This window comes from Pseudomonas marincola (assembly GCF_900116605.1).
Taxonomy (GTDB): domain Bacteria; phylum Pseudomonadota; class Gammaproteobacteria; order Pseudomonadales; family Pseudomonadaceae; genus Aquipseudomonas; species Aquipseudomonas marincola.
In genome coordinates this window covers 262072-274714 of sequence record NZ_FPBC01000002.1, presented here as the reverse complement: position 1 = coordinate 274714, position 12643 = coordinate 262072, and the positions used below count along the sequence as shown (strand labels likewise).

General features: G+C 56.5%; 12 protein-coding genes. 4 read left to right on the top strand and 8 right to left on the bottom strand.

The window, feature by feature from the left end; all coding sequences use genetic code 11:
* The first annotated feature begins 60 nt into the window (after positions 1–60).
* Positions 61–900 carry a helix-turn-helix transcriptional regulator gene (locus tag BM395_RS05705; protein WP_090509635.1) on the top strand — a complete coding sequence of 280 codons (840 nt, stop codon included), beginning with the start codon at positions 61–63 and terminating at the stop codon, positions 898–900.
* A gap of 71 nt (positions 901–971) precedes the next feature.
* On the opposite strand, the gene BM395_RS05700 is transcribed toward BM395_RS05705, so the two are convergent.
* The 7 genes from BM395_RS05700 to BM395_RS05670 form a co-directional block, all read right to left on the bottom strand.
* On the bottom strand, positions 972–1568 hold the full coding sequence (locus tag BM395_RS05700) for an HD domain-containing protein (RefSeq protein WP_170860554.1): 597 nt from the start codon (positions 1566–1568) through the stop codon (positions 972–974).
* A complete protein-coding gene (locus tag BM395_RS05695; RefSeq protein ID WP_069898065.1) occupies positions 1568–2695 on the bottom strand; it encodes a TauD/TfdA family dioxygenase in 1128 nt (375 codons plus the stop codon). Before BM395_RS05695 ends, BM395_RS05700 begins: the two co-directional genes overlap by 1 nt.
* Positions 2696–2742: 47 nt before the next feature.
* Positions 2743–3930 carry a gamma-butyrobetaine dioxygenase gene (locus tag BM395_RS05690; protein WP_090509626.1) on the bottom strand — a complete coding sequence of 396 codons (1188 nt, stop codon included), beginning with the start codon at positions 3928–3930 and terminating at the stop codon, positions 2743–2745.
* A gap of 51 nt (positions 3931–3981) precedes the next feature.
* A complete protein-coding gene (locus BM395_RS05685; protein ID WP_090509622.1) occupies positions 3982–4473 on the bottom strand; it encodes a thioesterase family protein in 492 nt (163 codons plus the stop codon).
* Between the two features lie 9 nt (positions 4474–4482).
* On the bottom strand, positions 4483–5436 hold the full coding sequence (locus BM395_RS05680; protein WP_069898068.1) for an L-carnitine dehydrogenase: 954 nt from the start codon (positions 5434–5436) through the stop codon (positions 4483–4485).
* 81 nt (positions 5437–5517) lie between these two features.
* Positions 5518–6396, bottom strand: coding sequence for a 3-dehydrocarnitine:acetyl-CoA trimethylamine transferase CdhC (gene cdhC, locus BM395_RS05675; protein WP_069898069.1), 879 nt, complete (start codon positions 6394–6396; stop codon positions 5518–5520).
* 42 nt (positions 6397–6438) lie between these two features.
* Entirely contained in the window at positions 6439–7356 is a 918-nt protein-coding gene (locus BM395_RS05670; RefSeq protein WP_090509618.1) for a glycine betaine ABC transporter substrate-binding protein, read from the bottom strand.
* A 293-nt stretch (positions 7357–7649) separates the two neighbouring features.
* On the opposite strand from BM395_RS05670, the gene BM395_RS05665 reads away from it, so the two are divergent.
* The 3 genes from BM395_RS05665 to BM395_RS05655 all read left to right on the top strand — a co-directional run bounded on the left by BM395_RS05665 (position 7650) and on the right by BM395_RS05655 (position 10466).
* Positions 7650–8609 (top strand): GlxA family transcriptional regulator, encoded by a 960-nt coding sequence (locus BM395_RS05665; protein WP_090509616.1) that lies wholly within the window; start codon positions 7650–7652, stop codon positions 8607–8609.
* 175 nt (positions 8610–8784) lie between these two features.
* Positions 8785–9543, top strand: coding sequence for a class II aldolase/adducin family protein (locus tag BM395_RS05660; protein ID WP_069898072.1), 759 nt, complete (start codon positions 8785–8787; stop codon positions 9541–9543).
* Entirely contained in the window at positions 9540–10466 is a 927-nt protein-coding gene (locus tag BM395_RS05655; protein ID WP_090509614.1) for a 2-hydroxyacid dehydrogenase, read from the top strand. Before BM395_RS05660 ends, BM395_RS05655 begins: the two co-directional genes overlap by 4 nt.
* A 114-nt stretch (positions 10467–10580) precedes the next feature.
* Here BM395_RS05655 and BM395_RS05650 read toward each other — a convergent pair whose 3' ends face one another.
* Positions 10581–11744, bottom strand: coding sequence for a type III PLP-dependent enzyme (locus BM395_RS05650; protein ID WP_069898074.1), 1164 nt, complete (start codon positions 11742–11744; stop codon positions 10581–10583).
* Positions 11745–12643: the final 899 nt, after the last annotated feature.

The following is a 12643-nucleotide window of genomic DNA, read 5'->3' as shown; positions in this document are numbered from 1 at the left end:
CGGCAGGTTGTTTTGTTGCAGTATTTTGCAGGTTATCAGGGCAGTCAGTAGACTGCCCGCATGAACACTAAAGCCTCGCGTCACCCTTCCCTCACACCCAGCCTTGGTTTTCAGGCCTGGAACGTCAGCGTGGCCCAAGCCGTGGCCAACGTTGCGCAGGCCAATTTCCCCGCCTACCTGGACGCTGCACTCAGCAGTTTATTGCCCGTCGAATGCGTACTTTTGGGCCTTGAATGCAAAGGCCAGCCGCCGCAACCAATCTATCAACGCGGCATTCCAGAGATTTACCTTGAAGACCTCACCAGCCGTTACTACGCACGCGGCTACTTGCTCGACCCTTTTTGTCTGGCGATTGAAAACGGCTTAGCCCAGGGCTTTTATCCGCTTGCCGAGATTGCGCCGGATAACTTCTTCAGCAGTGAGTATTACAAGAACTACTACCTCAAATGCGGGGCAGTAGAAGACAGCCACTACATCATCGACCTGGATGATCAGCGCAAACTGTCGTTATGTGTTTATCAGGGCTGCAGCGGGTCGCGCTTCAGTAAGTCGCAACTCAATTTACTCAGGTCTGCAGAACCGCTTGTGCGCGAATTGTGTTTGCAGTTTGACCGCTCAGGAGGCCTTGCCCAATGCCTGCCTGACGAGCATGCACCAAGTAATTTGAGCCGGCATATTCGCGCCGCATTCATGAGTTTCGGAGGCGATGGCCTGACCGATCGTGAGCGCGAAATCGCCCACCTGTTGCTGCGGGGGCACTCGGTAAAATCCAGCGCCAAGGTGCTGGAAATTTCACCGCAAACCGTGCGCATGCACCGCAAAAATCTCTACACCAAGCTTGCCGTCAACTCGCAGGCGGAGTTGTTCGCGCTGTTTATTGACTGGCTGACGCGCTATTAGCCCAGGCCGTTGCAGCCAATAGCGCGTCGCCAATCAGTGGTGCGGTGAAGGCCGGCGTGACGGATTAACCGTTACCGAACGGCGTAGCTGACCTCGACCTCGTCACCGATTACCGCCGGGTCAAACGGGGTTCTGGCAAACACCCGCCGTAACATCGGCTCGAAGTGGCTCAGAGGTGGTGTTGGATAGTTTGGATCAAACGACTTCTGATCCCACTTTTCGCAAAAGTCCACGCAGCTCTGATAGAACGGATGATCCTTGTAGCGATCCCGCTCATAACGGTCACCGCCGTAGTGGTGCGCGTAGTAGTAGTTTTGAAACAGGCCGTGATGGTGAACAATCCACGTGACCTCACTGCGCACGTATGGGCGAATAATCGACGCGGCATACTGCGAGTGATTGTAGGGCGCGAGGCTGTCGCCAAGGTCGTGAAGCAGCGCGCCGACAATCATGTCTTCGTCCGCGCCATCAGCTTCAGCTCGGGCGGCGCTTTGCAACGAGTGCTCAAGGCGGTTGACCTGATAACCGCTGAGCGTCTCAGCCGTTTGCTCCAACGCCAGCAGAATCCGGTCTACTAGGCCTTTGTTGTAGTCAGTTTCGAGCCGCTCAAGGAGGTGATACTCCTCGGCAGTACCCGCCTTCATTTCAATGAAATTAACGCGTTCCATTATTCTTGTCCTGCTGTGCTGGAGAGTAGCTTGTAGGTGCTGGCGAAGCGTTCCTTGGGGCCATCCAAATCGATGTAACAGCCCTGCAAGTGGCGATGCCCCTCGCTCGAGTCGTAGCTGGTCCGGCCGTGCAGCACGCGGCTGTTATCAAACAGCATCAACTCGCCGGGCTCGAGGCGAAACTGGATTTCGTTACGGCTGTCGACAAACAGTTCGCCAAGGCGCTGGCGTGCCCGGTGATAGGCGCGCAACTCAGCCACAGGTAACAACGGCAAACCATCCAGACGTGGGCTGTAATGCACGCCTAAGGTATTACCGCGTTCATCGGTACTGATAATCGGGCGCTTGCTGCAAAGCTCCGTGCCTTTGTCGACAAAGCGGAAATTCACCGCTGTATTGCACAACAACGCATAGCCTTGGGGGTCCTCTGCAGCGAGTTGGCTGACCACATTGACGCTGTCGACCAGCGTCGACAAGCCGCCGGATGTCTGGTTGACCAGGCAATGTAAAAGCTGAATGCCAGGCACCGGATTACGGTATGGGTTGTCGGTATGAGGGCCTAAATGCACCGAGCGATACGCCAGATCATTGCCGTCTGGTCGCGAGTACACCTCGAAATAGCGGCCAAAGTTGGTTTCTTTGACGTAACCAAACTTGCGCGCCACATCAAGAATGCTTTCAGGCTCGGTGGGCACATCGTGAACAATCACGAACCCGTATTTCAGGTAGACCGTCAGGGCATCAAGGAAAGCTTGCGGCTGGTCCAGCGTCTGCCAATTGGCGCGCACCGCGCTGCGATCCAGATCGCTGCCCCAAGCCTGCGCCTGCGGGAAAATCGAGTGACCGACAATTTCATCGACCAAACCACGAAAATCATACAGCGCGCGGTGTCCGTCGGTGAACGCGAGCCACGCCTGCTCTTCGGCGACAGGTTCGAGATGAGTAAGATTGATCAGCGGATCAATGCCATGAGAATTAAACAGCCGCTGCTGAGTCATCTCATCGAGTTGCTGCGGCTCGCGGCTGCGCTCACGCAACCACAGAACCGGAATATCAAATACACCGACTTGCGAACTGAACGTAACGGTTGCAGCTGCTTCATCGTGGGAAAACGAAACATTGCTCATGGTGAGCTCCTGCCGATAGTGGCGAATGGCATGGTTCAGGTTCAGGTTCAGCAAGTGCGCTGCAGGACCAGAATGCGTGACAACAACTCATCACGATCCATGTAGCAGCCACGCAAGTGACGCATGCCGCTGGTCTGGTCAAACGCATTGCGTGCGTGCATGGTGCGGCGGTTATCGAAGCACCACATTTCACCGGCAGCCAGACGATGGCTGACAATAAATGCAGGGTCGCGGGTCAGCGCGAAGAAGCGCCGGTAAGCACGGTAAAAGGCTGGCATGTCTGCACCGGCCACATCGAACGGAGCCCGCAGCCAGTTGGCCAGACGAATCTCGCTGATCTCACCACGCGCATCCAGGCCAATAATCGGCGCATAGCTGCGGTAGTCACTTTGCGGCGCCTTGTTGCGGAACGACACCGGCACTTCTGTGAGCAGTTTGAAGTCTTCCGGGGACTGTTCGCGAACAGCTTTGGCAATCGCAAAACCATCGACAAAGGTGCTTTCGCCACCGGTTGCATCGTTGACCAGACAATGCAAAAACTGCAAACCCGGCTGCAACTCACGGGTCGGCAGATCGGTATGCGCCGGCAGTTGCAGCGAGGTGTAGGCATTGCTGTTGACTGCCTCAACCTTGGTGCGCACTTCGAACAAGGTGCCGAAGTTACTTTCGCGGATGAACGAAATGCGGTGCGCGACCTGCTCCATGATGTCTTCGGTGGTGGGCATGCCCGTCATCAGCGTCAAGCCCGTGTCGCGTACGGCCAACAGCCATTGCAACAGTGCCTTGTCTTCGCTCATCACCGCTTTGTAATCAAAGGTCGGAATCGCCAGATCCGTCTTCCACACGTTTGCAGTGCGCAGCGTTTGCTGGCGCTCCTGGCGGCTGTCCGAGTCATAACTGTGGGCACGCAGCCAACCTGTGCCATAGGCACTTTCGTGGCCATCCTGCCAGCGCACCAGCAGCTCGTCGCCGTTCAACTCGGCCGTCTCGGCGCGCAAGTCTTCCGGCACATCAATGATTTCAAATATCTGTTCACGCGTGCCCGGATGAATGCACTGCGGGCACGGGCAGTTATCGCGCAACCACAAAAAGTGGTAATGGCTGACGCGCTTATCATCCCACTCAACCGCAATGCCATCGCTCTGCAAGCGTGATGTCAGTGCCCGGTTAAGCACGGGAAAGTCGCGCCAGTCGGCGGAGAAATTTTCAAGTTCGGCTTGTTCGATTGCGCTCATGATGACACTCCCTAGTATCGATGCCGATTACCAAACCGGCGGCGTATGGCGTTAGGCGGATGGCTTCGGTGCCGGCAGGCCGATGCGTCGGCCTATGCTTCCTTGCGTTTCCAAGGCTTGATCAGCCTTGGCCATAAGAGCCACGGCAGACGCTACCGTCGGTGCCAGTGGCGTGGCTTTTGGCCCACTCATGTCGACGTTTAGCCAAAGCTGTTCTGCAGTCGCCAACGGCGGCTGTTCGCCCTGCAAATGCAGCGAAAAACTCAGGTGCAGGCGCTTGGCGTCATGCGCGATGATTTGCCCGCGCACCTCAACAACCTGATCAACCTTGACCTCACGCAGGTACTGCACATGGCTTTCAAGGGTGAACATCGAATGGCCGAGCTGTTCGCGCCCTTCTGGCCCGAGGCCGATCTGCGCCATCAGCTCATCACCGGCAAAGCTGATGATCAGCAGGTAGAACGCATCACGCAGGTGGCCGTTGTAATCGGTCCATTCGCTTTGCACCGGGCCCGACCAGAACACCGTGGGTAGATTGCTCATATTGGCTCCTCAGTCTTCGATGCCATGGCGCGCTTTAACAGCGGCAATGGTGTCTTGAATGGATTGCAGGCAGTCATCGCGATAGCGCTCCAGCGCCGCGATATCACGCCCTGCCAGCTGCTCTTCGGCACCTGAAACCACACGATCAAGCAGGGTCTCGCTCAACTCTGGCGCCTCAAGATAGGTCCACGGCAGCTTGAGGGCGGGGCCGAACTGCTGCATGAAGTGCCGCATGCCGGACTTGCCGCCTGCCAGCGAGAAGGTCATGAATGAGCCCATGAATGCCCAGCGCAACCCGCAGCCATAACGCACGGCGTCATCGATTTCGGCGGGCGTGGCCACGCCGTCATTGATCATGTGCAACGCTTCGCGCCACATCGATTCCTGCAAGCGGTCGGCGATGAATCCGGGCACTTCATGGCGCACATGCAACGCCCGCATGCCCAGTTCGCTGAAGATGCAGCGGGCTTTTTCCAATACCGCCGCGGAGGTTTTTTCACCGCCGACCAACTCAACGAGTGGCAACAGGTAAACCGGGTTGAATGGATGCACGACCAGGCAACGTTCCGGGTTCACGGCGTCACGGTAGAAGTCGGTTGGCAGCAGGCCCGAGGTCGAAGAACCGATGATTACATCCGGCCGCGCCGCTGCACTGATGCGCGCATGCAGATCGATTTTCAACTGTAGGTTTTCCGGCGCACTTTCTTGGATCAGATCAGCGTTGGCAACGCACTCTTCCACCGTGTCCACCATGCGAAAACGCTCAAGGGATGCACCTTCGGCGAGCCCGGCACGTTCAAGCGCGGGCCATGCACTGGCAATCCGCTCGCGCATATTCTGCTCAGCGCCAGGGCCCGGGTCCCACGCCACTACATCCAGGCCGTAAGCCAGTGCACGGGCTGCCCAACCACTGCCGATAACGCCACCGCCGACCAGGGCAATGGTCTTGATTTCACTTAGCATCTCATTCTCCGGGTGCGCGCAGGCACTTCCCGGCAAACCGGGAAGTCCTGAGGTCATTACGTTCTGTATCAGTCGGTCAGATCAGACCAGGTTCAGGGTTTTACGAGCCTGGGCTGGAGTCTGCGGGCTCGCGCCCATGCGCTGCATGAGTTCAATAACGCGCTCAACCAGCTTGCCATTGCTGGCGTAAACGCCTTTGTCGAGCCAGATATTGTCTTCCAGACCCACACGTACGTGGCCGCCCAGCAACATCGCCTGCGCCGCCATTGGCATCTGCATGCGACCAATGCCGAATGCCGACCATTGATGGCCGCCCGGCAGGTTGTCGACCATGGCTTTCATGGTCGAGGTGTCCGCTGGCGCGCCCCACGGAATGCCCAGGCAAAGCTGGTACATCGGATCTTTGATCAAGCCTTCTTTGAGCATCTGGTTGGCAAACTGCAGGTTGCCGGTGTCGAAAATCTCCAGCTCGACCTTAACGCCAAGCTCGGTAATGCGCTTGGCACCCGCGCGCAGCTGAGCCGGCGTGGCCACATAAATAGTGTCGCCGTCGCCAAAGTTGAGTGTGCCGCAGTCCAGCGTGCAGATGTCCGGGCGTAATTCTTCAACATGCACCAGGCGCTCTAGCGGACCGACCAGATCAGTACTTGAACCGAACTTGAAAGGCTCTTCACCCGGCCCGATTTCCAGATCACCGCCCATGCCGGCGGTCAGGTTGACGATGACATCGACATTGCTGCTGCGGATGTGCTCCATCAGCTCGCGGTACAACGCCGGATCACGGCTCGGATTGCCGGTTTCAGGGTCGCGCACATGGCAATGGACGATGGTCGCGCCAGCGTTGGCTGCCTCAATTGCCGAGTCCGCGATCTGCTTGGGCGTCACCGGAATAGCGGGGTGCTTGCCAACAGTGTCGCCGGCACCGGTAATTGCACAGGTTACGATCACATCACGATTCATTTGGGGTCTCCGAAAATTGTCTGAAAACGGGTGATAAACGGCTCAGGGAGCTTCGTTCATCACCAACGAAAGGCTTTCATCGCCAGCAAACGAGGTCACACCGGCGAGCCAGCTTTTAACCAGTTCCGGGTGTTCATCGATGAACGTCTTTGCGACATCCATTGGCTGGCCGCGCTTGAGCAGCTTCACCATCATTTCGGCTTCCTGCTCAGCGGTGAAATGAATGTTGCTCAGCAGTTTGTAGGCATTCGGGCACTCGTCGGCATAGCCGGAGCGAGTCACCGTCCAAACGGTGGCCTTGCCCTCTTCCGGGCCCATAAGGCCATCACTGCCAGTGAGGTAGGTGAGGTCCATGTCGATGTTCATCGGATGCGGTTTCCAGCCAATGAACACGATGGCGTCTTTACGCTGATTGGCGCGTTTGACCGCGGCCAGCATGCCGGCTTCACCGGATTCGATCAGCTTGAAATTTTTCAGGCCGAAACGATTGTCGCTAATGGCTTGCTGCAGGCGCTTATTGATATTGGTTCCCGGATCAATGCCGTAAATGCGACCATCAAGCTCATCCTCGAAGCGGGCGATGTCGGCAAAGGTCTTCAAACCTTTGTCAGCCAGCCAGGTTGGCACCGCGAGGGTCATCTGGCCGTCGTCCATGTTCGGCGTGGGCATGATCTGCACATCGCCTTTGTCCACGAACGGGCCGACGATTGCATTCGAAGACGGGCTCCAATGGCCCATAAACGCATCGACTTGCTTGTTACGCATGCCCGAATAAATCATCTGCTGAGCGGCGATGGTCTCTTTGCTCGTGTAACCTAAACGCTCAAGTACGGTTCGGGTTACGGCCGTGGTGGCGATGACGTCGGTCCAGCTCATCAGCCCGATGCTGATGTTTTTGCACTGCGCGGGCTCAGCCGCTTGAACGTTACCAGCTGCCAAAATCAAAGCAGCGCACCCCATCAGGGATTTGAAAGGTTTTGTAGTTATCAAGTTAATACTCCGGCAAGGCTGATCGGAGACAGTCAAAACGCAAAAGGTGCTGCATTAGGGAGGTATATCTGTCTGCACGTTGTATCTGGCGCGCTCAAAAGGTGCGCAAGCCAGTCCACTCTGTCGGTGGCAGAGGCAAGACTAGGGGCGTACACGAAACGAAAACCGCAGCTTCGCGACATCGAATCTGACTAATGCGACATCGCCACACCAACATGGCAACCCTTTTGCAGGCTGTCAGCCACCACCAACGGAGTATGCGGATGAGCCAACTTTTCAACTTTCTGCTATTGCCCGGCTTTTCCATGATGGATTTTTCGGCGGCCGCAGAACCGCTGCGCTCGGCCAACAGAATGGGCGGAGATTTATACCGTTGGCGCACGCTCAGCCAAGACGGCCTTCCCGTCGTTGCCAGCAACGGCATGTCGATTGCCGTGGATGCGCCACTGCTGGACCTGCATGAAGACGAAGTCCTGTTCGTGGTTGCCACCTACGAACCCCTCGCCCACATCCAACCCGCACTGATGCAATGGTTGAAACGTCAGGACCGCGCAGGCGTAACCTTGGGTGGAATCGACACCGGCGCTTTTGTGCTGGCAAAAGCCGGGCTGATGCGCGGCTATCGCATGACGGTACATTGGGAAGCAATCGATTCACTGGTCGAGAGTTACCCTGATCTCGACGTGCGCCATGCGCTATTCGAAATAGACCGGCGCCGGATCACCTCCGCAGGCGGCACCGCCTCCATGGACTTGATACTCGAGCTGATCGCTCAGGGCCACGGGCGCGAGCTGGCAGAGCGGGTGTCCGAGCAATTCATTCACGCCCGAATTCGCCCGCGCAGTGACACCCAGCGTGAAGATGTTGTGCAGCGTTACACCCTGGACAACCCAAAGCTGCAAGCGGTGATTGAACGCATCGAACTGAACATTGAAAAAAATATCGATGTGGATGAATTGGCCAAAGGGGTGGCCATAACTCGCCGCCAACTCGAGCGCCTGTTTCGCACTTACCTGCATGAATCGCCAGCGGCTTTTCGCCAACGCTTGCGCCTCGACAAGGCCCGCCATCTGTTGCAGCAAAGCGATTTGAGCATCCTGCAAATCAGCATTGCCTGCGGCTTCGATTCACCGTCCTACTTTGGCCGCTGCTACCGCCAACGCTTCAATCGCACCCCACGCCAAGACCGCACAGTAATGACCGGCACTTCCCGGCAAAATTGACATCGCCGGTTGCAACCGGCAAGGTCTTGCGCGAAATCAGCGGCTCAACGTCCTCTTCTGTCGAGCCAATAAGCTCTCGCTCAGAGCGACATCTACACGTCTTTTCGCGACCACCTCTCTGGTGCTCAAGTCTTCAGATCAGGCATAACACACACCTCAATTTCGGGAGGTCCTAATGAATATCCCTGACAACATTTCCCCTCAAGAGTGGCAAGTACGCTGTGAGCTGGCAGCGCTGTACCGGATGGTTGCGCACTTTCGCATGACCGATCTGATCGACACGCACATCAGCTTGCGCGTGCCCGGCCCTGAGCATCATTTTCTGATCAACCGCTACGGCGTAATGTTCCAGCACATGCGCGCCAGCGATCTGGTAAAGATCGATCATGCAGGTAAAGTCGTCGATCCTGTGTATAAAGATCACGAAGTCAACGAAGCGGGTTTTGTCATTCACTCAGCCATTCACATGGCCCGTGAAGACATGAACTGCGTGATTCACACGCACACGGCAGCGGGTATTGCAGTGTCTGCGCAGGATCACGGTTTACTGCCGATCTCGCAGCATGCGTTGAAGTTTTACGGCAAGTTGGCGTACCACGATTACGAAGGCGTCGCCTTGTGTCTGGACGAACGTGAGCGGCTGGTTAATGACCTCGGCACGCACCGCGCGATGATTCTGCGCAACCACGGCCTGCTCGCCGGTGGCCAGAATGTGGCGCAGGCATTTTATGAAATTCACTTTCTGGAGCGCGCATGCCAAGCGCAGATTCAGGCACTGGCCGGCGGCAGCAAGTTGCGCTATCCGTCAGAGCAGGTGTGCAAGCTCACCGCCAGCCAGTTCACCGATGACGATGAAGGCATGCGCATGATCCAAATGGCATGGGAGGCAGCACTGCGTTTGATCGAAGATCAACGCGAGGATTACTGTTCATGACGCGCATTGTCTTACTCAGTCAGGACAGTGACCTGAGCGAGTTGCGCAAGGTGATGCAGCTTAAAGCGCCAGACATCAGCGTCCATCTGCCGGGCGAAGCCGATGCCCATCTGGCCGACGTAGCCGTGTGCTGGAATCCGCCGCAGGGCAGCCTCGGCGCACTGAAAAATCTGCGTCTGGTGCACTCGCTTGCGGCGGGCGTCGATCATTTGCGTACCGACAGCAGTTGCCCCGATGTTCCAGTGTGCCGGGTAGTTGATCCCGACCTTCGACGCGGCATGGCGGAATACGTGCTGTGGGGCGTGCTCCATCATCATCGGCATTTCGATCAGATGCTCGCGAATCAAGCGCAGAGCCTCTGGCGCGAGCCGGTGCAGCGCCCAGCCTCCTCATGGACAATCGGCGTCATGGGACTGGGCGATCTGGGCGCTCATGTAGCGGAACTTCTCGCCAGCCTGAGCTTCAATGTGCGCGGCTGGGCCCGCTCGCCAAAAACCATCGCCAACGTCAGCACTTGGGCTGGCCCTGAACAGTTCGGCGATTTTTTGAATGGCGTGGATTGCCTCATCTGCCTGATGCCATTGACTCAGGAAACCCAGGGAATCCTCAACGCCAGCACCTTCGCCCAACTCAACCCCGGCGCGGTGGTGATCAACTGCGGGCGTGGCGGTCATGTGGTGATGGATGATTTGCTGCAAGCATTAGCCAGCGACACACTCAGCGCTGCCCTGCTCGATGTATTCGAGCATGAACCGTTAGCCGCCGATGATCCGTTATGGCAAACACCTGGCCTCACCATCACCCCGCACATTGCATCGTCAGCCACCCATGAGTGCATCGCCGAGCAGGTGATCGCCAATGTCAGCCGCCTGAACAACAACCTGGCGCTGCATAATCAGGTCAATACGCGCGCCGGTTACTGAGCCTTCGTCGGCATCATCTGAGTAATGCGCTTTGCCAGACAGTGACACCGCTGAGTTGCGCACGGCTTAAACGAAAAACCCGCCAGCAGGCGGGTTTCTCAGTTCAGCGAACGCTTACAGGTAGAACGATTTCAGCGGCGGGAAGCCGTTGAATTCAACTGCGCTGTAGCTGGTGGTGTAGGCACCGGTCGAGAGCCAGTACAAGCGGTCGCCGCTGGCCAAATTGAGCGGCAGGCCGTACTTGTAGTTCTCGTACATGATGTCGGCGCTGTCGCAGGTTGGACCGGCGATCACCACTTCTTCCATCTCGCCCTTTTTCTCGGTCCAGATCGGGAATTTGATCGCCTCATCCATGGTTTCAATCAGGCCCGAGAACTTGCCGACGTCGGTGAATACCCAACGCTCAACGGCGGTGCGCGACTTACGCGAAACCAATACCACTTCGCTGACCAGAATACCGGCGTTGGAGATCAACGAACGGCCCGGTTCAAGAATGATTTCCGGCAGGTCATCACCGAAGTCATCCTTGAGGAAGCGGATGATTTCTTCGGCGTAGGTTTCCAGGCTGTTGGTGCGCTGGATGTAGTTGGCCGGGAAGCCACCGCCCATGTTGATCATGCGCAGCACGATGCCGTCTTCTTCCTTGAGACGCTCGAAGATCACCTTGACCTTGGCAATTGCCGCATCCCAGACGTCAATGTCGCGCTGCTGCGAACCCACGTGGAACGACACGCCGTAAGGATCAAGGCCGAGCTGCTTGGCCAGAATCAGCAGGTCGAGCGCCATGTCCGTCTGGCAGCCGAATTTGCGCGACAACGGCCAGTCTGCCGAGGTCGAGCCTTCAGTCAGAATGCGCACATAAATTTTCGAACCTGGCGCTGCCTTGGCGATGTTGCGCAGATCCGCCTCGGAGTCGGTGGAGAACATGCGCACGCCCTTCTCGTAGAAGTAGCGGATGTCCTTGGCTTTCTTGATGGTGTTGCCGTAACTGATACGGTCCGGGCTAACGCCGCAGCCCATGACCTTGTCCAGCTCATAGATCGAGGCGATGTCGAAGCTCGAGCCTTTGTCTTTCAGCAGCTCGATAATTTCCACCGCCGGGTTCGCCTTGACCGCGTAGTAAATCTTGGCGAAGTCAAATCCCGCTTTCAGATCATCGTAAGCCTTGCTGATGATTTGAGTATCAATCACCACAAACGGAGTTTCGTGCTGGTCAGCAAACTCTTTCATCTTCTGAAAGGTGGCACGTGGGTAGTAATCTTCAACGTTGATCGACATGCGTGGACTCCATCTTGGCTAAACCGGGACTCATTAAATTCGATTGACCGAACCTTTGAGGGTTCAATAAATCGGCGGGGCCGGTCGTTCAGAACAAACATTCAGCACGTCAAATGCGCAACGTGCTTCTGTGTATCCAAACAACCAAATCGGTTCATAGGTGCAGCAAGCGCAGACCAGACAAGATGAAGTCGACTGAGAGAGCAGAATTTACACACAGCAAATATGCACCTCGAAACCGATTCCAACCCAACAAGTCAAACGCAGTACCCCAAGAACCAGAAATTGGTTCATGGGCGTAGCGAGCGCAGGCCAGACAAGACGGAATCGGCTTTGAGCGCGGAATTTACACACAGTAAATGAGCACTTCGAAGTCGATTCCAACGCAGTATGGTCAAGCGCACTAGCCTACAAACCAAAAATTGGTTCATGGCCACTGCCCCACACAAACCCAAATTGGTTCATGGGCGTAGCGAGCGTAGGCCAGACAAGGCGGAATCGGCTTTGAGCGCGGAATTTACATAAGTAAATGAGCACTTCGAAGTCGATTCCAACGCAGTATGGCCAAGCGCAGCAGCCTACAAACCAAAAAATTGGTTCATGGGCGTAGCGAGCGTGGGCCAGACAAGGCGGAATCGGCTGAGAGCGCGGAATTTACATAAGTAAATGAGCACTTCGAAGTCGATTCCAACGCAGTATGGCCAAGCGCAGCAGCCTATGGACCAATTTTGAACGTCTGATCAGTCTCCCCACTTTGGTCGCCTACTTCCCAAGGCATTTCGCCGAGAATCACCGCTCGCCCTCTTTTTAGGTTAGAGCAAAATCTATGACCTCTCGTCGTCTGTACTTGAGCCGGATGGATCGTTGCCAGCATGGACGTTCGGGGCGGAACTTTAGGG

Excerpts from the sequence above, each read along its gene's own strand:
- BM395_RS05695 (WP_069898065.1), bottom strand. The coding sequence starts at position 2,695 with ATGAGCAATGTTTCGTTTTCCCACGATGAAGCAGCTGCAACCGTTACG.
- BM395_RS05665 (WP_090509616.1), top strand. The coding sequence starts at position 7,650 with ATGAGCCAACTTTTCAACTTTCTGCTATTGCCCGGCTTTTCCATGATG.
- BM395_RS05660 (WP_069898072.1), top strand. The coding sequence starts at position 8,785 with ATGAATATCCCTGACAACATTTCCCCTCAAGAGTGGCAAGTACGCTGT.
- BM395_RS05700 (WP_170860554.1), bottom strand. The coding sequence starts at position 1,568 with ATGGAACGCGTTAATTTCATTGAAATGAAGGCGGGTACTGCCGAGGAG.
- BM395_RS05685 (WP_090509622.1), bottom strand. The coding sequence starts at position 4,473 with ATGAGCAATCTACCCACGGTGTTCTGGTCGGGCCCGGTGCAAAGCGAA.
- cdhC (WP_069898069.1), bottom strand. The coding sequence starts at position 6,396 with ATGAATCGTGATGTGATCGTAACCTGTGCAATTACCGGTGCCGGCGAC.
- BM395_RS05670 (WP_090509618.1), bottom strand. The coding sequence starts at position 7,356 with ATGGGGTGCGCTGCTTTGATTTTGGCAGCTGGTAACGTTCAAGCGGCT.
- BM395_RS05690 (WP_090509626.1), bottom strand. The coding sequence starts at position 3,930 with ATGAGCGCAATCGAACAAGCCGAACTTGAAAATTTCTCCGCCGACTGG.
- BM395_RS05650 (WP_069898074.1), bottom strand. The coding sequence starts at position 11,744 with ATGTCGATCAACGTTGAAGATTACTACCCACGTGCCACCTTTCAGAAG.
- BM395_RS05680 (WP_069898068.1), bottom strand. The coding sequence starts at position 5,436 with ATGCTAAGTGAAATCAAGACCATTGCCCTGGTCGGCGGTGGCGTTATC.
- BM395_RS05705 (WP_090509635.1), top strand. The coding sequence starts at position 61 with ATGAACACTAAAGCCTCGCGTCACCCTTCCCTCACACCCAGCCTTGGT.
- BM395_RS05655 (WP_090509614.1), top strand. The coding sequence starts at position 9,540 with ATGACGCGCATTGTCTTACTCAGTCAGGACAGTGACCTGAGCGAGTTG.